General features: G+C 36.0%; 21 protein-coding genes and 1 tRNA gene. 7 read left to right on the top strand and 15 right to left on the bottom strand.

Going from position 1 to position 24,253, the window contains the following annotated elements:
• Positions 1-59: 59 nt before the first annotated feature.
• Complete coding sequence (gene pcaF / locus NBC122_RS11175; RefSeq protein ID WP_133440450.1) at positions 60-1,274, top strand: 3-oxoadipyl-CoA thiolase; 1,215 nt, start codon at positions 60-62, stop codon at positions 1,272-1,274.
• Between the two features lie 66 nt (positions 1,275-1,340).
• Here pcaF and NBC122_RS11170 read toward each other — a convergent pair whose 3' ends face one another.
• The 9 genes from NBC122_RS11170 to NBC122_RS11130 all read right to left on the bottom strand — a co-directional run bounded on the left by NBC122_RS11170 (position 1,341) and on the right by NBC122_RS11130 (position 14,117).
• Entirely contained in the window at positions 1,341-1,733 is a 393-nt protein-coding gene (locus tag NBC122_RS11170) for a DUF1398 domain-containing protein (protein WP_133440449.1), read from the bottom strand.
• 147 nt (positions 1,734-1,880) lie between these two features.
• A complete protein-coding gene (locus NBC122_RS11165; protein ID WP_133440448.1) occupies positions 1,881-2,327 on the bottom strand; it encodes a VOC family protein in 447 nt (148 codons plus the stop codon).
• A 15-nt stretch (positions 2,328-2,342) separates the two neighbouring features.
• Positions 2,343-2,813: a hypothetical protein gene (locus NBC122_RS11160; protein WP_133440447.1), complete on the bottom strand. Its 471-nt coding sequence runs from the start codon at positions 2,811-2,813 to the stop codon at positions 2,343-2,345.
• A 24-nt stretch (positions 2,814-2,837) separates the two neighbouring features.
• A complete protein-coding gene (locus tag NBC122_RS11155) occupies positions 2,838-3,293 on the bottom strand; it encodes a DUF1569 domain-containing protein (protein ID WP_133440446.1) in 456 nt (151 codons plus the stop codon).
• A gap of 51 nt (positions 3,294-3,344) precedes the next feature.
• Positions 3,345-3,905 (bottom strand): Crp/Fnr family transcriptional regulator, encoded by a 561-nt coding sequence (locus NBC122_RS11150; RefSeq protein WP_133440445.1) that lies wholly within the window; start codon positions 3,903-3,905, stop codon positions 3,345-3,347.
• Between the two features lie 264 nt (positions 3,906-4,169).
• Positions 4,170-5,387: an ABC transporter permease gene (locus NBC122_RS11145; protein ID WP_133440444.1), complete on the bottom strand. Its 1,218-nt coding sequence runs from the start codon at positions 5,385-5,387 to the stop codon at positions 4,170-4,172.
• Between the two features lie 27 nt (positions 5,388-5,414).
• Positions 5,415-6,374: an HlyD family secretion protein gene (locus NBC122_RS11140; RefSeq protein WP_133440443.1), complete on the bottom strand. Its 960-nt coding sequence runs from the start codon at positions 6,372-6,374 to the stop codon at positions 5,415-5,417.
• Between the two features lie 192 nt (positions 6,375-6,566).
• A complete protein-coding gene (locus NBC122_RS11135; RefSeq protein WP_133440442.1) occupies positions 6,567-7,973 on the bottom strand; it encodes a TolC family protein in 1,407 nt (468 codons plus the stop codon).
• A gap of 255 nt (positions 7,974-8,228) precedes the next feature.
• Entirely contained in the window at positions 8,229-14,117 is a 5,889-nt protein-coding gene (locus NBC122_RS11130) for an alpha-2-macroglobulin family protein (protein ID WP_133440441.1), read from the bottom strand.
• Positions 14,118-14,175: 58 nt separating this feature from the next.
• Here NBC122_RS11130 and NBC122_RS11125 point away from each other — a divergent pair, with 58 nt between their 5' ends.
• The 5 genes from NBC122_RS11125 to NBC122_RS11105 all read left to right on the top strand — a co-directional run bounded on the left by NBC122_RS11125 (position 14,176) and on the right by NBC122_RS11105 (position 17,065).
• The gene (locus NBC122_RS11125) at positions 14,176-14,937 is read left to right on the top strand and encodes a UbiA prenyltransferase family protein (RefSeq protein ID WP_133440440.1); all 762 of its coding nucleotides are present in this window, start codon (positions 14,176-14,178) and stop codon (positions 14,935-14,937) included.
• Positions 14,938-15,095: 158 nt separating this feature from the next.
• Positions 15,096-15,410, top strand: a complete 315-nt coding sequence (locus NBC122_RS11120) for a hypothetical protein (RefSeq protein ID WP_133440439.1) — start codon at positions 15,096-15,098, stop codon at positions 15,408-15,410.
• Positions 15,395-15,589, top strand: coding sequence for a hypothetical protein (locus tag NBC122_RS11115; protein WP_133440438.1), 195 nt, complete (start codon positions 15,395-15,397; stop codon positions 15,587-15,589). The genes NBC122_RS11120 and NBC122_RS11115 overlap by 16 nt, the downstream gene beginning before the upstream one ends.
• 106 nt (positions 15,590-15,695) lie before the next feature.
• Complete coding sequence (gene recF, locus NBC122_RS11110) at positions 15,696-16,775, top strand: DNA replication/repair protein RecF (protein WP_133440437.1); 1,080 nt, start codon at positions 15,696-15,698, stop codon at positions 16,773-16,775.
• Positions 16,769-17,065 (top strand): hypothetical protein, encoded by a 297-nt coding sequence (locus NBC122_RS11105; RefSeq protein WP_133440436.1) that lies wholly within the window; start codon positions 16,769-16,771, stop codon positions 17,063-17,065. Before recF ends, NBC122_RS11105 begins: the two co-directional genes overlap by 7 nt.
• Here NBC122_RS11105 and NBC122_RS11100 read toward each other — a convergent pair.
• Genes NBC122_RS11100 through NBC122_RS11090 form a run of 3 tightly spaced genes read right to left on the bottom strand, consistent with a single transcriptional unit; the run spans position 17,043 to position 20,833 of the window.
• Positions 17,043-19,076, bottom strand: coding sequence for a recombinase (locus NBC122_RS11100; RefSeq protein WP_133440435.1), 2,034 nt, complete (start codon positions 19,074-19,076; stop codon positions 17,043-17,045). The two genes, NBC122_RS11105 and NBC122_RS11100, sit on opposite strands and share 23 nt — an antisense overlap.
• Positions 19,077-19,094: 18 nt before the next feature.
• Positions 19,095-19,739 (bottom strand): monofunctional biosynthetic peptidoglycan transglycosylase, encoded by a 645-nt coding sequence (gene mtgA, locus NBC122_RS11095; RefSeq protein WP_133440434.1) that lies wholly within the window; start codon positions 19,737-19,739, stop codon positions 19,095-19,097.
• 47 nt (positions 19,740-19,786) lie between these two features.
• Entirely contained in the window at positions 19,787-20,833 is a 1,047-nt protein-coding gene (locus NBC122_RS11090) for an ABC transporter substrate-binding protein (protein ID WP_133440433.1), read from the bottom strand.
• 46 nt (positions 20,834-20,879) lie between these two features.
• Here NBC122_RS11090 and NBC122_RS11085 point away from each other — a divergent pair.
• Positions 20,880-20,953, top strand: a tRNA-Arg gene (locus NBC122_RS11085).
• 29 nt (positions 20,954-20,982) lie between these two features.
• On the opposite strand, the gene prmA is transcribed toward NBC122_RS11085, so the two are convergent.
• The 3 genes from prmA to NBC122_RS11070 form a co-directional block, all read right to left on the bottom strand.
• Positions 20,983-21,810: a 50S ribosomal protein L11 methyltransferase gene (gene prmA, locus NBC122_RS11080; protein ID WP_133440432.1), complete on the bottom strand. Its 828-nt coding sequence runs from the start codon at positions 21,808-21,810 to the stop codon at positions 20,983-20,985.
• A gap of 122 nt (positions 21,811-21,932) precedes the next feature.
• Positions 21,933-22,925, bottom strand: a complete 993-nt coding sequence (locus tag NBC122_RS11075) for a glycosyltransferase (RefSeq protein WP_133440431.1) — start codon at positions 22,923-22,925, stop codon at positions 21,933-21,935.
• Between the two features lie 80 nt (positions 22,926-23,005).
• On the bottom strand, positions 23,006-24,181 hold the full coding sequence (locus tag NBC122_RS11070) for a THUMP domain-containing class I SAM-dependent RNA methyltransferase (protein WP_133440430.1): 1,176 nt from the start codon (positions 24,179-24,181) through the stop codon (positions 23,006-23,008).
• Positions 24,182-24,253: the final 72 nt, after the last annotated feature.

Here is a 24,253-nt window from a genome sequence, read left to right as displayed (position 1 = left end):
ATTTACATTTCCCGAAGTCTTTTTAATTTTCTTAAATTTACGCTCATTAAAAATAAAGAATGAAAAACGCCTATATTATCGATGGGACAAGATCGGCCATCGGAAATTTTAAAGGAAGCTTAGCCGCTGTGAGAACTGACGATCTGATGGCTTCTGTACTAAAAAGTTTAATCGAAAAAAATCCGGATTTACCATTAGATAAAATCGATGATGTTATCATCGGTTGCGCTAATCAAGCGGGTGAAGATAATCGTAATGTTGCCAGAATGGCTTTACTTTTAGCAGGATTTCCGGTGAATGTTCCGGGCGAAACGGTGAACAGATTGTGTGCCTCGGGAATGAGTTCGATTGTTCAGGCGATGCGTGCGATCCGTTCCGGCGAAGGTGATCTTTTTATTGCGGGCGGTGTTGAAGGAATGTCGAGAGCTCCTTACGTTCTTTCCAAAGCGGAATCTGCTTTTGGAACCGATTCTAAAATGTATGATTCGAGTTTTGGCTGGCGTTTCATCAATCCAAAAATGGAAAAAATATACGGAATTGATGCGATGGGAAAAACCGCAGAAAATTTAGCGGAAATGTTTGAAATTTCACGTGAGCAACAGGATGAATTTGCCTTAAATTCTCAGATGAAAGCCAAAAAAGCGCAGGAAAGCGGAAGATTGGCAGAAGAAATTTCTGACCTTAAAATTCCACAACGAAAAGGAGATCCGGTTGTCATTAATAAAGATGAATTCATTAAACCGAACTCTACTTTAGAAATTTTAGCGAAACTAAGACCGGCTTTTTTAAAGGAAAACGGAACGGTGACCGCGGGAAATGCTTCAGGTTTAAATGACGGAGCTGCTGCCGTGATTATTGCTTCAGATGATGCGGTGAAAAATTACAGTTTAAAACCTTTGGCTAAAATCTTAAGTTCTGCCGTGGTTGGCGTTGAACCCAGAATTATGGGAATCGGTCCGGTTGAAGCAACTAAACTGGCTTTGAAAAGAGCAAATCTTACTTTAGACCAAATCGATATTATTGAATTGAATGAAGCTTTTGCCGCGCAAAGTATTGCGTGTCTGAAAGAACTCGGAATCGCCAATGATGATGCAAGAGTCAACGTAAACGGTGGCGCAATTGCACTTGGTCATCCACTCGGAATGAGCGGAACGAGAATCACGTATTCTGCCGCTTTGGAATTACAAAAAACAGGAAAGAAATATGCGTTGGCGACAATGTGCATCGGCGTCGGACAAGGTTATGCCGTAATTCTGGAAAATGTAACTATCTAAATTTTATCCAATTTATTTAAAAACCCTTTCAGTCTTTAAAAGGCTGAAAGGGTTTTTCGCTTTGTATTAAAGAGGAACAGTAGGGATTTTTTCTACTAATATTTCCTTCCCGCTTTTGTCGTAATAAGTACACGTCATTTTTTGTAAATCTACAATCCAGCAATCGATTCCATTTTCTGCGCAATCTTGGCAAAATGTTTGGAAATTGGTTCCGCCATTTTGATGCAATTTTAATCGTTCGAGAAATTTTTCTGCATTGGTATTTTCAGAAATTAGAAGATCGTGTGTAGCTTCTGAGGTGATACTTTCCTTTTCATCATCGAAGTAATCGGTGTGACCATCTGTAACGAAAGTGATAAAATTTACAACTCCCAATAATTTTAATTGCCGAATTAAAACCGGAAATATATTTCCACTCTCTGTTTGGGCTTCGTGGATTTGTTCTGATGTAAATTTCATTGTTTGTAAGTTTTAAAAAGAAAAACTGAACTTCATTCTAGCCCCGATTGCAGCAGCATTCTTTTGCGGAACGAAGTGTAGCAAAAGATAGAGCGGAAAGCGGGACGGGTTTTGTAAGAAGAGAAAATCCTGTTGCTTCTAAAAAAATTAATGAGCCTGAACTTTGGAAGGATCATCATAGTTGACCATCCAGTTGATGCCAAACTTATCGGTCCACATCCCGAAATAAGCGCCCCAAAACGTGTCGGCAAGCGGCATTGTAACTACTCCACCTTCGGAAAGTCCGTTGAAAATTCGGTCGGCTTCTTCTTTGGAATCCGTGTTGATGGAAAGCGAAATATTATTCCCGATTTTATGATCGTGAATTCCTGGCATCGTGTCACTACCCATCAAAATGGTTTCCGCAGAAATAGGCAGCGTCATGTGCATGATTCTGTTTTTTACATCATCTGACATTGCGGGCATTCCTTCCTGTGGCGGCATGTCGCCAAATCTTCCGACCATCGGAAAATCACCACCGAAAACGGATTTATAAAAATTGAATGCTTCTTCGCAAGTTCCGTCGAAAGTTAAATACGCGTTAATTGTTGCCATGATATTGTTTTTAAATTATTGATTTTTCCAGTTCGTCGGGTACTCTAAATTGCCGTCATAACTTTTCCAGTTGCCAATAAACTCGATAAATTGATTTTCAATTTTATCGGTTTTTTTATTCCACATAAAGGTATAAATAAATTTTCCTTTTAAAATCCCGGAATGTTTTCCCGTGCCTTCTTCGGCCAATTCATATTCGCCAAAAATCGAACTTCGTTTTTGAGCGTCTTTATATTTAGTGATTTTCAGTTTACCTTCGAATTTGGTATTCGTTTTTTCTACTAAAGAAAATCCGGAAACAAAATATTCCTGATCATTTTTTTTATCCTGTTCCGAAATATTAATTTTCACCTTCATCGGAATTTTTTCCGCAGTGATGGTTCCTAAATAAGGCTCAGAATTGTTCATCCAAACGCTGGAGATATCGGGCATTTGGGCAGTAATAAAACCGCTTATTAAAATCAAAGTGAGTAAAATTTTTTTCATGGTTGTGTTTTTAAAATTAAATAATTAGGCACCGAACTGATCCAAATGATGATTTAAATGTTTCGCAAACATATTGTTCCATTCCTGAGCCTTGAGTTTCCCGAAAGAAAATGATTCTTTTCCGTCAAAAGATTCCCGCCCTAACTGCTGTGTTTTCTGAATAAAGCCGATCAACCGTTTTTTTTCAGAATCAAAATCTTTGCTTTCTTTAATTATAAATTGTGGTGCAGTCGGAGAATTCTGAGAATAGGATTTTTCGCCTACCACTTTCGGTTTTACAAATCTTTTTAAAATAAATTTCGCAATTCCGCCCGGTGCTTTATGTTTTTGCGGTTCATACACCATTTCATAAGTTACATTGCAATGCGCCAACATTTGATCGACGGACATTTTGCCCCATTTCGCTTTTGAATCTGGAGAAAGTTTATTGATTCTGTCGATGTAATTCTGCGCTTCTTTAGCATTAAAAATATCTTGCATAGTTTAGTTTTATCAAACAAAAATAGAATTATTTTAAGGAATATTTACGATTTAAATTTCACTTCTGATTCTGCTCAGCGTTTCCTGTGAAATCCCGAGATAAGATGCGATCATTCCCAAAGGGGCACGAAGGATAATGTTGGGGTTTTCCTCCAAAAGCTGCGCGTATTTCTCTTTCGCCGTCATGTGTTGAAGCGAACTGATCCGTTTCGACATCTGAGCCATTAAATTCCCCAAAAGAAACCGGCTGAAATTCGCCGAGGTCAAAGAAACTGAACACAGTTCTTCCAACTTTTTATAATCACAAAAGGTAACCGTACTTTCTTCCAAAGTTTCGATATTATAAATCGAGGGAACATTATTGAAAATCGTGTCGATGCTGCCGAATGATTTTCCCTCTGAATAAAAATTGGTGGTGATGTCTTTTCCTTTTTCAAAATAATACGTTCGCGCGAGACCATTTTCCATGTAATAAACATTTCGGTTATGAGTATTTTGATGGCTTAACAGTTCGCCTTTTGCGAAAATTCTGGTCTGCGTTTCATTGCGAAAAAAATCTTCGGTAACGGCGTCTGGTTTTATATATTTTGAAATTTGGTCGAGCAGTTTCACTTCGTATAGTTTTCACAAAAATAAAGAAAGAATATGGTAAAAAGACAGAGATTTTATATTAATCATCACTAGTAAATGAAGCAAAATCTGCAGCCCGGCTTGAGTGAAACTCTTTTTATGCAACGAAACGGAATAAAAAAGCGGGAATCTCGTCCTTAAAGACGAGCGAAATGTCTGCCAAAAATAAAAAAGAACGTCTGTACTACAGCCCAGACGTCCTCAACAAACAAACAGCATGAAAACTGTTATTACTTTAAGTCAAAATTATTCCTCGGAAGAAATTAATTCCGATAACTCGTCTTTTTCAATATTTTGCGAGATTTTATATTTTTTAAAAAGGAAATGAATTTTAATTTTCAGGGCGATCCAACCTAAAATAAAATAAACCCAACCTAAAATAAACAGATGAATCAGATGTTTTTTTGTTAAAATATCAGAACCATTTTGTACGACCATAATTTTCAACGCTTCCAGATAAGGAGTCAGCGGAATAATCGCCGTAAAACTTTTAATAAATTCCGGCATGGCGAAAGTCGGCCACGTAAATCCACTGATGATAAACGCGGGAGATGCGATGACCATTAAAACTTGCGTTGCTTTCAGCGCATCCGGTACCAGAATACTGACGAGAACGCCTAGATTGGTTGCCGCCACCACGAAAACTGCGGTGATTAAAAAGAAATTCCAAACATTGTCGGGTACCGGAATTCTAAAATATAAACTGCACAGATAGAAAAACAAAATATTGAAATTCGCGAAAATCCAGATGGGCAGACATTTAATCGCCATGACGAAAACCGCATATTTTTCTTTTCCGGCAAAATCTTTTAGGAAAGATTCTCTTTTAAATTCTTCGGAAAAAGTTACCGCCATTGCGAGTAAAATCACCTGCTGTAAAACGACCGCCATCATTGCCGGCCACATAAAAACCAGATAATTACTCGTGGTGTTGAAGAGCGTAATATAGTTCGCTTTGAAAGGTTCATATTGGGTTTTCGCCAAATCTGCATTCATTCCTTTTTTCTCCAACGCTTTAATTTCGGCTCCCGCAGAAAAGGTTCCTAAAGTCAACTGAATGGCTTTGGTGGCAAAATTCGCCGTCAAAACATTTGAAGTGTTCACGTAAACATTCATCTCCGGATATTTTTTCTGAAGCATCATCGCTTCGAAACGTTCCGGAATGATGATTGCCGCGGCAGCTTCTGTTTTGATGGTTTCGTCTTTCAGGTTTGCGGGTTCGTTGATATAATTTAATATGTTCAACGCTTTGCTGTCCTGCAGCATTTCTACCACCTGATTGGATAACGGCGTGTTGTCGTGATTCACCACGATGACGGGAATATTTTCTACTTTCCCGGATTTGTAGGTGAAACCGATGAGCAAAGCGTAAAAAACCGGTGCTAAAAAGAAAACGGAAAGCATCGTTCTGTTGGTGAAAAACAGGTGGAATTCCCTTTTCAATAAATATCTGATTTGTTTCATTTTTTGTGATTTAATTTAATTTTTGAATTACTTTAAAGTCACATTTGAATTCACCAAAATATCTTTCGCCGCCTGCTGATTTTCCGGCACCACTTTGATTTCGTAAATCGCTTCTTCCGGTTCATAATCCGGGAAAGCGGTGGTGATATCAGCGTATTTCGCCAGTTGTTTTATGGCGACAATTTTTCCCATAAATTCTTTTTTATTATAATTAACGGTCATTTTCACGGTCATTCCTTTCTGATATTTCGCAATTTTAGACTCCGGAATGGTAAATCTGAAATAAGAAGTGTCGGGAATATAACCTGTGAAAAGCGGATAACCTGCGGTCGCCAATTCTCCTTTGTTGAGAGCGATGGTTTCGATTTCCATATCATTGGTGGCGATGATATACTTTTCGGAATACGCCACATTGGCTTCCTGCAAAGCACCTCGTGCCTGACTTTCCTGTCCCTGCGCCATTTCTATTTTTTCAAAACGGGTTCCTGATTCCACATCATGAAGTTCCGCATTTACAGCATCCAACTGCGCTTTTGCTCCTTGATATTTTGCATAATATTCATCGTAATTCTGAGGCGAAAGCAAACTGTCGCGGTACATATTTTTTGCCCGGTTAAAAGATTTCTGTGCATACTGAAACTGTTCATGCAAACCTTTTTGTTTGGCTCTTAACTGACGGAGCTGATCGGCTGTCGCACCGTTTTGAGCCATTTGAACCTGCGCTCTTGCAGCGGAAGTTGCACCTTTTGCCTGCGCAATTTTTGCAGAAACTTCGGGAACGTCTAGAATTGCGAGCGTATCACCCACTTTTATGGTTTGTCCTTCTTCTACTTTAATGGTTAAAATCCTTCCTGATAATTTTGGAGCAAAAGAAATAATTTCTTTTTTGGTTTTGCCCACAATTTCTCTTTCCGGTTTTGATTCTTTACAGCCGGAAAGTGCCAGCACACTTACCAAAGCCAAAGACGTTAATACAGTATTTTTCATTTTGATTGGTTGTTTGTTATGATTGGTTTCTAAAGAGAGTCTAAATTTTTCAACCGCAAAAGAGGCAAAAGTTTTATTTTAATGGAGGTAATTCAACAGTTTGCAAAATGTAAATACCGTAAATGTCTCAATTTTTGCAGACTTTTGAAAATCTTTACTTCATTTGTCTTTTGTCTCTTTTGCGGTTAAAAGTTAAAGGTTTTGGATCTGCAAATTCTGAGTGGATTTCATCAGTTCGATTGCACTTCTTCTTTGGTTAAAAATTGCGGTTTGTAATTCCAGTTCCGCATTCTCCAAATCGTTTTCTGCGTCAATCAAAGCGGAGGAAGTTTTCGTTCCGTACCGGAATTCTTTTTCTACCTGTTCTAAACCTTCTTTTGCAATTTCGCGGGACTTTTCTTTTAGCTTAATTTGAGCATTAGCAATCGTATAATTGGTTTGATTGTTAGCTAAATTAAGATTCAATTTCTTGGAAGCGTCACGTTTTTTATTTTCTAAAATTTCCTTTTCTATTTTCGCTTTTTCCACCAGATGTTTTCCTTCATTACCATCAAAAACATCCCATTTAAATCCAATTCCCGCCTGAAATAATGGAAAAACACTTGTATTCGCAGGATTCAGATCGAGTTTCTTTCCTGTGTTCGGCAACAATTCTTTGGAAGTCGAAATGTTACTATTGAACAGACCGAAATAACTCAGTGAAGTTTGCGCCTGAACCTTCGGAACCCACCATCTTTCCTCAGCTTTAATTTTATAATCGGTGGCCTTAATGCCGTGATTCAAAGCCTGGATTTCTACTCTATTTTCAATATTCTGATCGAGAACTTCGTAGGAAATTGTTTGTAATTGCGGTTGAATTAAAGCAATTCTTTCTCTTTCGATTCCGGTTAAAATTTCGATCTGGGTAATCAAAAGTTCTTTTTTTCCTTCGTACTCTACTAATTTCGAGTCCAAAGTTGCCTGCGCCAGTTCAATTTTTTTTCGGTCGTACGGCGTAATCAATCCGTAACCTAAAGCTTTATCGGCGGTTTTTCTGTTGATGTCCAAACGTTTTTTTGCTTCATCTAAAACTTTTTTGGATTCTTGCACCAAAGCCATTTGATCATAGGCTTTTGAAACTTCGGTGATGATCTCATCCCGGCTTTTTTGCATCAATAAATTTTCAGAAATATTTTTTTCTCTGTTGGCTTCTTTCAGATATTTCACTTTCCCGCCGGAATAGAGAAGAACGCTCGCTTCAGCTTTTGCTAAAGCAGAAAGTCCCGAAATATTAAGGTTATTGTCGAGCTGACCTTCCGGAAGTATAGCACCCGGAAAAATCCCGGGGATGGGAGGAATACCAATTTCCGGAGATTTTAAATGAGCACTTGCGTACAGATAACCAGCTTTCCCCGAGATATCAACTTTCGGAAGAAAAACATCTTTCAATTTTTGATCATCCAGTTTGGTGTATTTATTCTCGAGGGTTTGTTGTGTTAAACTTCCGTCATTAACCAAAGCACTGTCAATCAGTTCCTGTAAAGTTGGTGCCTGTTGGGCGGAAAAAACCAGCGGAAAAAAGAGCAGCAATTTGCCCAGATTATTTTTAAAGGTTTTCATTTTCTCTATTTGTTTGTTTGATGGTACAAAGTTGCGGAGAATAGAAATCAAATCCTTTGACATTTGTCAAAAAATGAATTTCCTTTATGAATTTGAGGAGATAAATATTGACTTATCCACACCAACAATTCATAAATAAATTTACGAAAAAATATGGGGTTGAATTTTTCGGATAAAGCAAAAAATCCGCTTCAAAACTTGAAGCGGATCTCTTTAAAAGTTTTAACAAAAATTTTAAAACTTTGTCAAAGTTGATTATTCGGTAATTGTAACTTTCGTTCCTTTCGTATGCGCATTCATTTGCGGTGCATAATAATTCTGCAACGTCGTCATTCCGTTACTAAACGTTCCCGATGCATTGCAGATGTAATCATACTCGAAAACGTATTTCCCTTTCTTCATATTTTCGATGTAGAAGTTTGTGGACGCATCTTTCGTGGATTGATAATAACCCAAGCCATTTTTCCATTCATACCCGGAAATCACGTTTAAAGGTTCAAATCCTGCAGCACGCATATCTTTTAAATGAATAAATTCCATGTTTCTGTCCGTATTTAAAATCATTCTTACCGTGACTTTATCGCCGATTTTTAATGGCGAATTTTCCGCAATTTTTACCAATTCTTCACCGTTTACGGTTTTCACTTTTTTGTACAATTCTTTGGTGATGGAAAGATAAGATTCGGAAGATTTTATTTTATCCAAATCCTCATAATATTGCCAGAATAAGCCACCCTGAACAATTCCTGCACCAGGTTTTGTAATCGTAACGGTTCCTAATTTTTTGTCGATATTTTCATTTTTAATCGTCGATTTCACGTAACCTGTTGCTTTTGAATCCGGATTGATGAGTTCTTTTCCGCCCCAAGCAATGGTGGCTTTATCACTGTCACTTGAAGTCCATGATTTCCCTGAATTTAAAATAGTGAAGATCACTTCCGCAGTTCCCCGTGAACTTCCCCAGGAATTAACTTCTTTTTGAGTGATGAGCCAAATTTTCATTTCTTCAATAAAATTCGTATCGTTTGGCGTGAGTTTATTAAACGCTTCCAAAGCTCCTGCGTGATTCACGGTTTTGGAATTATACCAACCCCAGTTATCGAGATTCTGTTTCCAATAAATCCCCTGCGCTTCCGATTCTGTGGAAGTTTCTTTTAAATAAGTCAGGAATTTTTTTGACAGATCTTTCACTCCGTAATCATCAAATAACAGCGCCAAACGGTGCAATCCAAAGAATGTGAAATCGGTTATTTTTTCTGTTTTCGCTTTAGCAATAACTGCATTTTTCAACGCTTTTCCTTTTACATTTAAAGGATATTCTTTTTCCCAATAATTTCGGGTGTCCAAATAATCAAGAACGTAATTATTTACCACGTCTTTTCTTTCAATTGGTCCATATTTATTGACTTCAGAATCAACATAATTAATGAGTTTCGAAACCATTTCTTTCTCTTCCTTAGATTGATAATCTGCCACGTTTCCTTTCAGCCATTCATTAATTTTCCCTAAAGATTTAAGAATATAAAGCGAGTTATAATACGAACTCGGATAACCTTGATACCAGGAAAATCCACCATCCGGATTTTGCAATTTCTGCAATTCGCTCCAGTCTTCGTTAATGGAATTCCGCATATTATTAGCATCGAACAAACGTGCTAACTTCTCCATTTGTTCGGTTTCATTTTTACTTTCTAAAACCCACGGCGTTTCTTCCAAAAGCAATTGTTTCAGTTCCTGATTTTTATCCAGATTAGATTTCAATAAACCTTTCGACTGATATTCTTCAAATACAGTTTTCAGTTTCGGATTGGCTTTAAAAATTTCGGAAGCCAAAACGTCTGCAAACCATTTGTTAAAAACTACATCCGCAGAATTGTTCGCGTCGTTTTTCAAACTTGGTAAAGCGAACATAATCTCCCAAATCGGATTGGTCGTTAATTCCAAAGTATTTGAAAAATTGATGGCTGTTGTCGAAGTATTTTTTACCAAATTTTCTAAAACAAAAGTTTTCGTCTGACCTTCTTTTACAAAAATCGGAACAGCATCGGTAACCAACATTCTGTTTGGCAAAATGGCGATTGCTTTTTGTTCACCATCGGAAAAATCACCCGCTTTTGCGACAATTTTAAATATAATGGAAGAAACGTTATTTGGAACTTTCACGGTCCAGTTCACTAAAGAATTTCCGTTTTCTGTTAAATTAAATGATTTTTGAGTTTCCTTTAAATTAAATTGAGAAGAAATATCTTCATTCGTAAACGCATCTAAAATATGAAGTTGCGCTACTCCACTTAATTTTTTTTCTACTAAACTCGACAATTTCGATTGCAGATTCAGTTCATCACCTTCGCGTAAAAAACGTGGATAATTTGGAGTAACGGAAAATTCTTTCTGAGTAATAACTGATTTTTCTAAAGTTACTGAACGGGCATCTTTGGTATGCGCTAAAAACATCAGTTTCCATTGTGTTAATGCTTCCGGAGATGTAAATTCAAAGGTAATATTTCCGTCTTTATCGGTTAATAAATTGGGGTAGAAAAATGCTGTTTCATTGAGGTTTTGACGGACTGGAATTTTGTCTAAATCCACTTTAACTTCTTCAATCGCTTTAGTCTTTATGGTATCAGACGCATATCCTACATTACCTTTCTCTCTTTTGACTCCGAGAGCTGTAACAACTACTTCATCGATAGCGCTCGACTCCCGCACTTCTTTCGCTGAAGACATAGGAGCCAATACTCTATTGTACATTACATTTCCATAAATCTCACCATCGAACCAATTAAATTCGGGAATATTTACGTTCGATGTTTTCAGATATTGAACTCTTTTACTGTAATTTTTCTGTAACAAACTTTCATTAATATCATAGGAATTCATGATAAAATACTGCTGATATAATTTCTGCCACGAGAAAGAATTGCCAGCAAACTGATCCAAAGATTTATCATACATATTGGCCAAAACTTCAGCGTTGATTTTCTCTTTATCCTCGCCTAAAACTTTTACCGTCCATTTTTCTTTTTGTCCAGGTTGTAATTTATCGCGGAAAGTGACGGTTTCGATACGTAATGGTTTTTTGTCGGAAGCAATACTTAAATTGATGTTTTCGGTTTGAACATCATTAAAAGCAATGAGCTGAAACTGAACATAAATCTGATTGATGCTTTCATCTTTCGGAAAAGAAACTTCATATTCCAAAACGCCGTTCTTCAGTTTTTTCTCTTCCGTTACAGTTTCTCCGTTTCCGTTTTGCAGATAAATTTTTACCAAAGCATCAGGAATTGCCGAATAAACATAAATTTTCGCTTTTTCATTTCTCTGATATTCGGTCTTTGAATTGATGACTTTCAGGAAAGGTTTCTGTGAATCGCTCAGGAATCTTTTATCATAAACTGCGAATGTTTTTTCTGTTTTAATGGTGTCTTTTCCTTCGATGTTGAAGAGTTCGAGTTTGTAATTTCCAGCGGAAAGTTTGCCTAAATCTAAATCCGTTGCATTTCCCTGTCTATTGATCAACGTTTCATCATTACTGGTTAATCTAACAATTTTGGAATCCGCAATTTTATCCGTTATTATTTTTTCAACTTTATTCTCTTTTTCTTCATTTGAAAAATAATCGTGCGGGAATTTTTGAATGAATTCTGCTTTCGAAAACTTCGGCAGATCCTGAATTTGATTTTCAAAATTGGTCCGGAAAATTCTTTCTTTCGGCTGCATTTTCGACAATTTTACCTGATAAGATTTCTTGATATTCTGATCGTTGTAATTTTTGGTTTCTACCTTAATTTTAATGGGTTCATCGGTGAAAGAATCTTTGATATCATCGGTTTTGATGTAATGAGAAACCGAGGCTACTTTTACATTTTCCGTCGCAGATTGTGTTTCACCATTAATATCCGTGACCGAAGCATTGATTTGATAATTGTCAATCTGAATTCCTTCTAAAGTTTCATCTTTTTTCAAATCAATTTTAATGATAAACTCGCCCTTATCATTGGTTTTAACTTCGCCTAAAATGGAATTTTCGTTATCATTTCCCCGCGGATACCACCAAAAATATCTCCAGCGGATATTCTGTTTTTTGATTTCATAATTAACGGTTGAATTGCTTAAAGCCACGCCGGAAAACATCATCGCTTTTCCTTTCAGTTCAATAGTTTCGCCGTATTTATATTCCGATTTTATGGGTTCGAAAGTCACTTCAAATTTCGGCCGTTTGTATTCTTCAACCTGAAAATATTTGGTCGCATCATCATCTAAATCATCAGAATCAACTTCTAATGAAAACTGACCGTTGAGTTTTCCGTTCGGCAAAGTGAAACTTCCGTTATAAGAACCGAATTGATTCGTCGTAAAAGTCTGGGAAGAAATTTCCTGACCATTCGCATCGTTCAATGTTATTTTCTGTTTGATTCCAACTGCGACAGATTCTTTATCCATCAACAGTTTGGTGTTAATTACTTTGAAATAAACGATTTGTCCCGGGCGATAAATTCCCCGATCGATAAAAATTTGGGCAAGATTTTTTTCTTCTATTTTTTTTGGTTCATTATAATATTGATTTCCATAAACCTGCATTAAATTATAATCATTCGAAGAAGGTTGCTGCACCAAATAGTAGCGGTAATACTGATTATCTTTAGAAACCGGAAATCTAAAAAGCGCAGACTGATCCGTTTTTACACTAAAAGAATTGGCTTTGTTATCGTTGGTAAATTCAAAAATTTTCAGATTTTCGTTCGAAACCGATTTCCCGTTTTCACGGTTTACAAGTTGTAGTTGATTGTCAATACTTTTACGGTCATCTTTTTTGTTAAAAATAATTCGTGAATTCGTGGCGATAAAATAGAAATTTTCCTGAACGGCGTTTTCCACCACATATTCTGCAAGATAAATTCCGGACGGAAGCGGTTTTATTTCCAGAGAAGTTTTGTGATTCTTATAATCTTTCAAATCCTGTAAATCAAAAGTTTCTTTCCGAACCAAGGTTTTCTTCACTGCCGGAAAACGGATTTTATCATAAGAGTTTGCCACATATTTCAGAAAACTCTGCGGGTCATCTTTAACTTCATAAATATTTAAAGAAAATTTTGAAATGTTTTTCGCATCTGCAACCAAATGAATCGGCAAATTTGCCTGCGTATGTTTTTCGTAATTTAAAGTTAAACTTGGCTGCAAAATACTGTTTTCGCGGTTGAGAATACTGTTCAGAAATTTAGAATTCGGATATTCTTGCTTTGTATTTTTAATTAAAACCAGCGCTTCTGCATATTTTTGTTCATTCATTAACTGATCAATAATTTCGGTATTAATCAATACTTTATAATCACCTTCCGTTGAAGATTTAACGAGGTTTTGAAGTTGCTGTAATTTATCTTTACATTTTGAAAAACCACAATCGTCATTTAATTTCTGGTGCTGAAAATAAAGTTTTGCATTCCCAGTATTTTTCTGAATGAGTTCTGAATATAAATTTGAAATTTTCGATTGATTGATTTTCAGTTCATTGGGCGTAAACAACTGCGAATTGTTGTAGAACTTGATTTCGTTCATCGCATTCCAGTCGAACAAAGTTGGGAAATAGTCCAGATTTTCTATTTCATCAAAGATTTCTTTGTATTTCGACATTTTCACTTTTTGAAGTTCAACTTTTTTCGTTTCTAAGTTTTTAAAATGTTGGGTTAAATAATTTTTAAAATCCAGTTTCGACCAGGTTTCAATCTGGGTAAAATCCTGATTATTCAGATTGGTTCTCTGATTGATCCGCCATTGATTCTGATTGTAATAATCCGTAAAAAACGCTCCCAGTAAAACCTGATATAATAATTGATCACCGCCTTTTAACTTCGTTTGCAAACCATCAATTTTGGTGAAAAATTTGCCCGAAGAATCATTTTTCGCATCATCGGAAGTTTGATTAACGATGCTGAATTCTGCTTTTAGCGAACGGATGAGTTGAACCGCATTCTCTTCTTTCATGGCGTGACTTTGAATTTCTAAAATTAAAGGAAGATTCGATTTAAACTTTCCGGTTTTGTAATTTTCGGCCACTTTCTTCCACTGGAGGTCATAATATTTCTGTGCGAAAATTCCGTTGAAAGCAAATAGCAGAACGAGGAGTGCGAAAATTTTATTTTTCATAGATTTGTTTACTTATTTAAAAACTTCAGCGTTTTTGAAACACCTGAAGGCGATTTTTATGAACAGTTTAAATTTACTAAAAAAATACCTTATCGACAGTCAACTGTATGTTTCTTTGATGGGGACTTTTTTTGCTGTATTTTTTATGTTGGAGGAGAATATTATCAAAATACCGACCATTGCATTAATTTTCATCACTTACTTCAGCGGCTATCTCTACACAAAATACCAAAACACAGGAAAACTTTTTTACAGAATCCTGATTTTCAACGTGATATCCGGAATTATTTCGGCCGTTTTAATTCTGTACAATCACAATGAAAACAGGTTGATTAAATGGGCCATCATCGTGGTTCTAGGGCTTTTATACGACAGTACCTTTCTGAAATTTTTTGTCCGGAAAATCCCTTTATTCAAAATATTTTATGTGGGTCTGACCTGGGCATTAATCAATTCCTGGCTGATTTTGCCGGAATTTAACCGAGAAATTTTCTGGATTAGCTGGCTCTTTATTACTGCGCTGGTTTTGCCATTTGATATCCGGGATGTCAACTCTGATACGATTGTAACTTTCCCACGATTAATAGGCATTCAAAACACAAAACACTTTGCTTATATTTTGATTTTTATCAGTGTAATGATTGCCATCTTTTCCTTAAAAACTGAGTTTTATTTTGCCTTTTTTTTAACCTCGATTATAACTTACCTTCTGATTTATTTTTCGGAGAACTCAAACAAAGAAACCTACTTTTCTTTTTGGGTAGAGAGTTGTAGTGGAATTCCTTTACTATTTATTATATTAAAACATCTTCTAAATTGATGTTCCTTTCTGCTTAAAAAAATCAACTTTCTTATAAGGCATTTAAAAAGATCCGGCACCGATATTCCCCATTTCGTGAATTTCGAAAACTAAAACTCAACGCTCTTTTTTGAAAGCATTCTGAAATGAAATTTTTACCTTTACAGAAATATTGAGTGATGGAAAATTTTGAATTTCTAAAAAGTAAATTAATCAGAACAATCAGTGAAAGTTCTGACCGAAATTTGATTTTAAAATTGTGGGAATTGATCACTGCTGAAAATGTAACATCCGTCGCTGAACCTCTATCAATCTATGAATCCGAAAAACCAATGACCGAAGAAGAAGTAGAAGAATATTTCCGGGAAGAAGAAATTGTTTTGCCAGAGGTGGTTTTGAAAATGATTGAAAAAGGATTAGATGACGTGAAAAACGGAAGAGTAATCGATAATGAAGAGGTTGAAAAATATTTTGAAGAATGGCTAGAAGATTAAAGTGGGCTATTTCTGCCAAAATGCAGCGGAAGGAAATTCTAAGATACTGGACTGAAAGAAATAAATCCAAAACATATTCAAGAAAGCTCAATAATCTCTTCAACAGATATGCATTATTAATTCTTGAATACCCGAAATTGGCATCAAAATTAAGAACACCGATTGTAGAAAACGATTAATTAAAGATTTTTATTTTGTATATAAAATTTCAACCAATCAAATTGAAATCATCACCATTTGGGATACCAGAAAAAACCCTGAAAAACTCGAAAACATTTTAGGATTATGATTATTAAAAAATTATCCCTTATCAACTTTAAAAACCATCCCGAACGAAATTTTGAATTTTCAGCACAGATTAACTGTTTTGTGGGAAATAACGGCGTGGGAAAAACCAATATTCTGGATAGCCTTTATTATTTGTCGATGGCAAAAAGCTTTCTGGGAAACAAGGATCTTAATAATATTAAAACGGACGAAGATTTCTTCACCATCGAAGGAGCGATTGATGATGGCGAAAAAGAAAGCATCATCAAAATTCAACAGCCGAAAGAGGCTAAAAAAATCATTAAAAAAAATGATAAAACCTACGATCGGATGTCAGATCACATCGGATTTTTGCCTAGTGTAATCATTTCTCCGTACGATTCCAATCTGATTTCAGATTCGGGCGAAAGCCGCCGGAAGTTTTTAGATTCAATGATTTCGCAGACCGATTCTGATTATCTTTTTAACCTAATTCAATATCAAAAAACGGTTCAGCAGAGAAATGCATTATTAAAAGATTTTGCGAAAAACAGATATTTCGATTTTGACAGTCTGGAAATTTACAATGAACCTTTAATAAAATTCGGAACCAAAATCTTCGAAAAAAGAAGGGAATTCACCGATTCGATTGTGCCTTTAATTCAGAATTATTACGACATCATTTCTAAAGGAAAAGAAAAAATTACGGTCATTTATGAATCGGATTTAAGCGACCAAACCTTCGGCACTTTACTTCAACAAAATTTAGAAAAAGACAGAATCCTGACTTATACCTCCAAAGGAATCCACAAAGATGATCTCCTTTTTGAAATGAACGGAACATCGATGAAGAAAACTGCAAGTCAGGGACAACAGAAATCTTTTTTGATTGCACTCAAACTTTCGCAAATGAACCGCATTAAAGAACTGACCGGAAAAACACCGATTCTTTTGTTGGATGATATTTTCGATAAACTTGATGACACCAGAGTTTCACAATTGATCGAACTCGTCAATCAGGAACATTTCGGACAAATTTTCATTACCGATACAAGCAGAGAAAGAACGGAAAATGTGGTGAAGAGAATTAATGAAGAAAGTAAAATCTTTGAATTGTGAAAAAGAAAAAAAGAGAATTTCAATCCTCAGAACTCGTGAAATCATTCGCAAGACTTTATGGTTTCGAAAATAAATTGCTGGCTTTTGAAGTCAAGGATTTTTTGCATGAATATCTGAACGACGCTCTTTTCAGTGAAATAGAGTCTGTTAATTTAAACAGGAAAATTTTAGAAATCAGAATAAAATCGCCTTTGCTGAAAAATGATTTCAGAATGCGGAAAACCTTTTATTTAAAGAAGTTTCAGGAGAAATTCGGTGAGGAACATTTTATTGATCTTCTGGTTTTGTAATCACGGTATTATCCACCATTTCTTTGGTACTGGTATCCAATTCTGAACGGATTGGCAAAAAGAAACGCAGTGGATTTTTCATAAAATACCTGAATATTTCACGGTAAATTTCTTTTACTTCACCAAAATTCACCTTTCTGGAGCGGAATGCCAATATCATCGACAAGCCGAAACTCACGGCAAAATTAAAAAATCCGATCAGAAATACGGTTACAAAAGAAATCCAAAACGTTGCACTGCTTACTGAGAAATCAGCGCCGTACAGTCCTAAAGCGAAATTTCCGGAAGCGAAAGTGATATGCCGGATATCTAAATCTAAACCGAAGAAAAGACCGATAGGACCGGTAATTCCAAGGAAAATACCAAACCAGAAATTAGAAATAATTCCCGCCCAATTTTTCGCGTAATACTCAGAAAGCCCTTTTGCCGTATTTTTCCCGACAAAATAATTAAGGAAAGGGTTTTTTTCTATTCTCTTTGGAATATGATAAAACACAGAACTGTTCCCAACATTACCGGAAATAATCCCGGAAATAAATAAGAAAAATCCGGCGATACACGCATGGAAAATAGCTTTCGACTGCACGGGATCCAAATCTCTCAATAAGGTAGCCGATTTTTCTACTGCAAAATTCTGTTTAAAAATAACATCCATTCCGTAAATAATCGCAAGTGCAATCGGGAAAGCCAGCAAAACATTTCCTACAAAAGCGATAAACTGCGAGCGAAATAATCTGGAAACCAAATGCGCAAAATCCACATAATTTTTACGTGTATTTTCTCCTTCAGAAAGCACTTTTGCCATTGTAGCAGCCGTCATTGCAGGCTGTTTCGTGGCCAGTGTATAATTCATCAGATAAATCATGATGAATCCCATTGCATAATTAAACGCATAGTAAAACGCATGCGAAAAATCACTTCCCGGAATATAACCGTATAAGAGTTTCAAAACACAAAGCGCTCCCACAATGACGCCGCCACCACTTGCACGCCAAAACATGCTCATATAATCTTTGGACGTAGAGGTAATGTAGTGAGAACCGGTTTCTGCGGTATGATTGGTAATCAGGTGAGATTTCAGTCTTGTACTGTCTGAAATTAATTCCCGTAGATTATTTTTATGAGATTTATATTCTAATATCTTAAAAAACAATCTTTTAGAATTCTTTAAAACGTCTTCTTCTTTGTCAAAAATCATCACCGAAAGAATGTCTGACATTCGCTCCAATTGTTGTCTGATCTTCATCAAAGACTGATTGATTTTCCCCGAAATACCGTATTTGGAAGAGTTTTTAAAAGCGAGCGCCACGAAATCCAGGCATTGCTGCATCAGCACTTTAATCTGTTTATAATTGACATCTTTTGAAGTCAATATAAAATCCGGATTCTCTTTATAGCTTAGGTTTAACAGATCAATTTCATTTTGCATTGCCAAAAACGGATTGTCAAAATTTCGATATTCAGGTGCCATATTCATCACCTGCACATCCAATGCATTCCCGATAATACGCCAGCAAAGTATGTTTAATGAAAAGAGCAATTCATTTTTCACACTGCGTTTCAAAATATACCGATCGACCTTCAGCAATCTGAAAATCTCATCTAAACTCTCTTTCTGCAGGTTCCTAAAAAACGCTAAATCAACTTTCGGGCGAACAGAAACCGTATCTACCAAATACCAAATTGTTTCTTCATTCTCCACACTCGGCAAAATTTTATCGAGAAGTCTTTTCTTCAGTTCAGGATAAAAAGCGTTTTCTGACAAGATATTAGCTTCGGTCAGCGAAAGGTTAAATGGTTTGCCTTCAAACAAATTGCGGATATAATATCCCAAATTTTCGATAACTTCATGATTTTCCCGCAGAAAATCCAAAACCTCATGAAAATCCTCTGAACGAATACTTGTAAGTAATTCAATGAGGGGATCCAACGATTTGGTCTCATTTTTAAAACTGAAATATTTGGTCAGAACAGTACTGAAACCTTCTCTATGTCGAAAAATAACTCCCATAATCTCCGTAAAGATAAATTATTTAAGCGTAATGTTATTCATTTGGCGCATAATCCTATTGTGCTTTTTATTGAGATAAGGAGATGGATTTTTGGGATCGTATTTTTGAGGATTTGGTAAAATAGTAGCAATCCAGGCTGCTTCACTTTTGGTTAAATCCCGGGCACTTTTATTAAAGTAATATTTTGAGGCAGCTTCAACTCCAAACACGCCACGTCCCATCTCGATCGAATTCAGGTATCTTTCCAGAATAACATCTTTCCCCCAAACCAATTCGATGATAAAGGTGTAAACGGCTTCCAAACCTTTTCTAATCCAGCTTCTACCCTGCCACAGGAAAACATTTTTTGCCGTCTGCTGGGAAATGGTACTTCCTCCACGAATCTTTTTCCCCTTTTGATTATGCTGCATCGCTTTCTCAATCGCCTGATAATCGAAACCGTTATGATCAAAAAATCTTTGATCTTCTGCCGCAATCACTGCCTTTTTTACATTATCGCCCATTTCACCGTAAGAAATATAATCTCTTTTCAGTTTTCCAAATTCTACCAAACCACCGATTTGAGTAAAAGTAATGGGCGGATTAAAAAATTTACCCCAGACAATAAACAGAATATTGGCCAGGATAATGATATAAATAAGTTTTTTAATTTTCTTCCACATAAACGCTGAATGACTAATTTTTAAAGATGCAAAAATAGAAATAATATTTACTTCAGCTCCCTTAAATACGTTAATTGATAATTTGGCAACAATTCAGGATGAAAAATTTTGATATAATCTTTGAGCACCAAATCGGCCCTCACCACTCCGCTTTCGAAGTAATCATTTGATTTCGAGACTTCTCTGCCATTAACTGTGTAGAGTTTGCCGTCATTAAAAACCGGAAGTTTGGTGTAATTTTGATTAATCTGAAGGAGCTCTTTTTTATTGACGTGATTCCCAATATTCACCCAATATTCAGCTTTTTGAGCTTTTGCAAAAACTTCCTCAAAACTCATCGGGATTGCTTTTGAATCTAAACTGCCAGCATTAATATAAGTTGCATTGGCATCAGAGATAAATTGAGCTAAATTAGATTTCCCGCCCGGTAAAAACCATTGGTTGCCATACATTTCATTGGCCAAAACCACCGGCTTATTCACCGATTTTTTCGCTACCGTTTTCAAAGAATCATACCTTTTTTCGATGATTTCAAAATGAGCAACAGCCTTCTTTTCCCGGTTAAAGAGTTTCCCAAACAACACTAAATATTTCAATTTTTCTAAAGGATTCTGTTCTAAATATTCATCCAAGAAAATAATTTCGATTCCGTTTTTCTTAATCAAATCATAGGTATTCTCAAAACTTGCGATGTAATTGGTGAAAATAACGTCAGGTTTTAAAGCGATAATTTTCTCTAAATTATATTTCTGCTCATTTCCGACATTTTGAATTTTTCCATCGCTAATCATTTGTTGAACTTTTTTCGAATAGACATATTCCGGACTGGAAATTCCGATGATATTTTGTTCTGAATTAAGTTCTGTGAAATAACCAACCAAACTTGCATTCAACAAAATCACCTTTTTAAAAGGAAGTTTAGCCATGGGAACAGTATAATCGAATTTCCCTGATTTCAGGTGAAAAACATTGCCTTCATCTTTAAACTGAACATTTTCAGAGATGATTTGCCAGTCGTTCAGTTTTGCAGAACTTTCTTTTTTGCAGGCTAAAAAAAGAAAAAGTGTAAAAATTGTAAAAAAAGTCGCTTTCATTATTTGAAAAGAATAAAAAAGTGTTATATTTGCAGACCTAAAAAAAGGCCTCGTGGCGCAACTGAATAGCGCACCTGATTACGGCTCAGGAGGTTACAGGTTTGAATCCTGTCGAGGTCACTAAAACCTAGCATTTCGCTAGGTTTTTTTTATTTCTCTAACAGTAAAGAAACCCACTCTTCTCTTTGTAATTTCTTTTTCAAAGTCAGTTTCTGTTCATTACAAACCTCCAGAATATCATCTACATCGAAGAAACATAGTCCGGAAAGCAATAACTGTCCGCCATTATTTAAAACCGCAACATAAGTTGGAATATCTGAAATCAAAATATTTCTGTTGATGTTGGCTAAAATAATATCGAAATTTTCGCTTCCTAAATTATCGGCAGTTCCTTGAGAAATTTCAAGCTCTACGTTATTTCGTGCAGCGTTTTCAATGGAATTTTCAACTGACCATTCATCGATATCTATTGCTACGGTTTTTCCGGCACCCTGCTGTTTGGCGAAAATCGCTAAAACGGAAGTTCCGCAACCCATATCCAAAACGGTTTTGTTTTTGAAATCCATGTCGAGCATTTGCTGAATCATCAAATAAGTTGTCGCGTGATGTCCGGTTCCGAAAGACATTTTTGGCTGAATGATAATTTCGTGCGGCAAGTTTTGGTTCTCATGAAATTCGGCACGAATAGAAACCTTGTTTTCAACGTTGATCGGAGAAAAGTTTTTTTCCCATTCTTCATTCCAGTTGATATTCGGCATCTCCTGAAAAGTGTAGGAAATTGCAATTTCTGGATTTTGAAGTAAATGAACTTCTTTCAGTTCTTCTTCTTTGAAAAGTTCTGTTTGAATGTAGGCTAAAATCCCGTCGTGTTCTTCAGTAAAACTGTCGAAACCGATTTCGATGAGTTCTGCCATCAAAATCTCGTTCCAAGGTTGAAGTGGCTCAATTTTAAAATTAAATTCTAAGTAATTTTGCATGAATATCTTTTTGCAAAAATAGGGATTTTATGTAAGAACCCTTTCAGCGTTTTTTCAATTGAAAATAAGATTATCAAAGGACGAAACGCTGAAAGGGTTTTGTTTTAAAAAAAATAATTTCTTTAAAAATGTTTCGGAAATGCATCTTCGGGTTTTTGGCGGAAAACGTTGAGTAAAATCCACGATTTCAGAAAACCGTAACCGTAGGAGAACATTTGGATATATGTAGAAATAATCGCCATTGCGGCAATGCTGATGTTTCTGGTTTTGTATAAAGCATGGAAGAAAACGATGAACGTGTAGAGTCCGTAAAAACCTAAAATCAGTCCTTTTTGGAAGAAAAAATACTCGATAAATCCGAGGAAATATCCCAGTAAAAAAAGCGATGGAAAGGCAAAGGAAATCTTGGTGTATTTCGGATGGCGCTGATTGAGAATCGGGCGCGCACAACCAAATTGATAGACTTGTTTGGAGAACTTTCCAAAGTCGACACGGCGTTTATGATAAACACCAATATCATCGAAAAACGCTGTCGTGAAGCCGTTCTCCCAAAGTCGCATTGAAAGATCCGGATCTTCACCAATGCGCATTTCGGAAAAACCACCAACCTTTTCAAAAGCCGATTTCCGAACGCCCATATTGAAACTTCGGGGTTGAAATTTAGTTACCGACTTCTTACCGCCACGAATTCCGCCTGTGGTAAAAACGGAAGTCATGGAATAGGAAATGGCTTTTTGCATCAGATTAAATCCTTTGTGGGCTTTGTCTGCGCCACCAAAAGCATCGCACGGAATTTCGGAAATATTCTTTTTTATATTTTGAATATAATTGATTTCGACAATCACATCGGAATCAACGAAAACGAGCCAATCGTTTTTGGCTCTTCTTGCTCCGTAATTCCGTGATAATCCCGGACCGGAATTTTCTTTCCGGAAAAACTCAATTTTTAAACTTTCATTGAACAATTCGGCAGTCGGACGCAAATTAATCAACGAACCGTCATCAACAATGATTACTTCAAAATCTTTATCGGTTTGGTGGGATAAAGAATTGAGAAGTTCGAAAAGTTCGTCTTTCCGGTTGTAGATAGCGATGATGATGGAGATTGACTGCATAGTTTATTTAACCACAAAAGGCACAAAAGTCTTATTTCTAAAAATTCTTAAAAAATTCAAAAAAGTAAAAATGGAATTGATTAACTGTCTCCTTCTCTCCCTTCCAATTTATGAATTTTCTTCGTCCCTTCATACATTTCATACTGCATAAAACGACATTCCAGTTTTCCGTTAAACAGTTTAATTTTACGTGAAGGTCGCAATCCTACTCTTTTCAATGAATCTAAATCTGAAGAAATTAGCCAAGCCAAAGTATTTGGATAGTTTTTCTTAAAAGTATCACCAATTTTAGCATAAAACTCGTCATCATTAATTACAATTCTTTCATCATAAGGCGGATTGAAAACCATCATTAATGGAAATAATTCTTTTTTAGATTCAAAGAAATCCTGATGTTTTACTTCGATAACATCCTCCATTTCGGCAGATTCGATATTGATTCTCGCAGCGTGAAGCATATCCGAGTCGATATCGTAACCGATAATTTTTCCAGTGAATTCTTTTACACGATTAAGACGGACTTCTTTAATTGTTTTGAATAATTCTTCGTCATAATTCAACCAGTTTTGAAAACCGAATCTTCTACGGAAAGTCTGCGCCGGTAAATCCATAGCAATCATGGCGGCTTCAATTAATAAGGTTCCCGAACCACACATTGGATCCAGGAAATTTCCTTTTCCATCCCAACCTGCTAATTGTAACATTCCTGAAGCAAGCACTTCATTCAATGGCGCTTCTCCCTGTTCTTTTCGGTAACCTCTTTTAAATAAAGGATCGCCGGAAGAATCCAACGAAATTGTCACCAATTCTCGGTCAATATGAAGATGTATTTTGACATCTGGATTTTGCGTATCAACGCTTGGTCTTTTGTTGTATTTAAATTTAAAGAAATCAACAATCGCATCTTTCATTTTTTGAGCCATGAACTGAGAATGTGAAAAACGCTCAGAATAAATCGTAGTGTCAATTGCAAAAGTCTGATCAACCGTCATATATTCATCCCACGGAAAATCGAACAATTTATCATAGAAACGGTTTTCGTCCCACGCTTTGAAAGTGAGCACGGGAACTAAGATTTTCAAGGCCGTTCTTGCTGAATAATTTATTTTGTAAAGAAAGCCCAAATCGCCTTCGACATTCACTGCACGGTTTTTTACTTCGACATTTGTTCCGCCGAGTTTTCTGATTTCTTCTGCTAAAATTTCTTCGAGGCCGAAAAATGTTTTAATCTGTATTTTTAAATTTTCTGTATCCATATAGTGATGACCAACAATTTGTTGAATTATTTAAGGTGAATTGAGTTTATTATTAAAGGTTCATTTAAAATG

This window comes from Chryseobacterium salivictor, from assembly GCF_004359195.1.
In the GTDB taxonomy this organism is placed as follows: domain Bacteria; phylum Bacteroidota; class Bacteroidia; order Flavobacteriales; family Weeksellaceae; genus Kaistella; species Kaistella salivictor.
The sequence above is the reverse complement of the archived record's forward strand: the minus strand, read 5'-3'. Positions and strand labels throughout refer to the sequence as shown.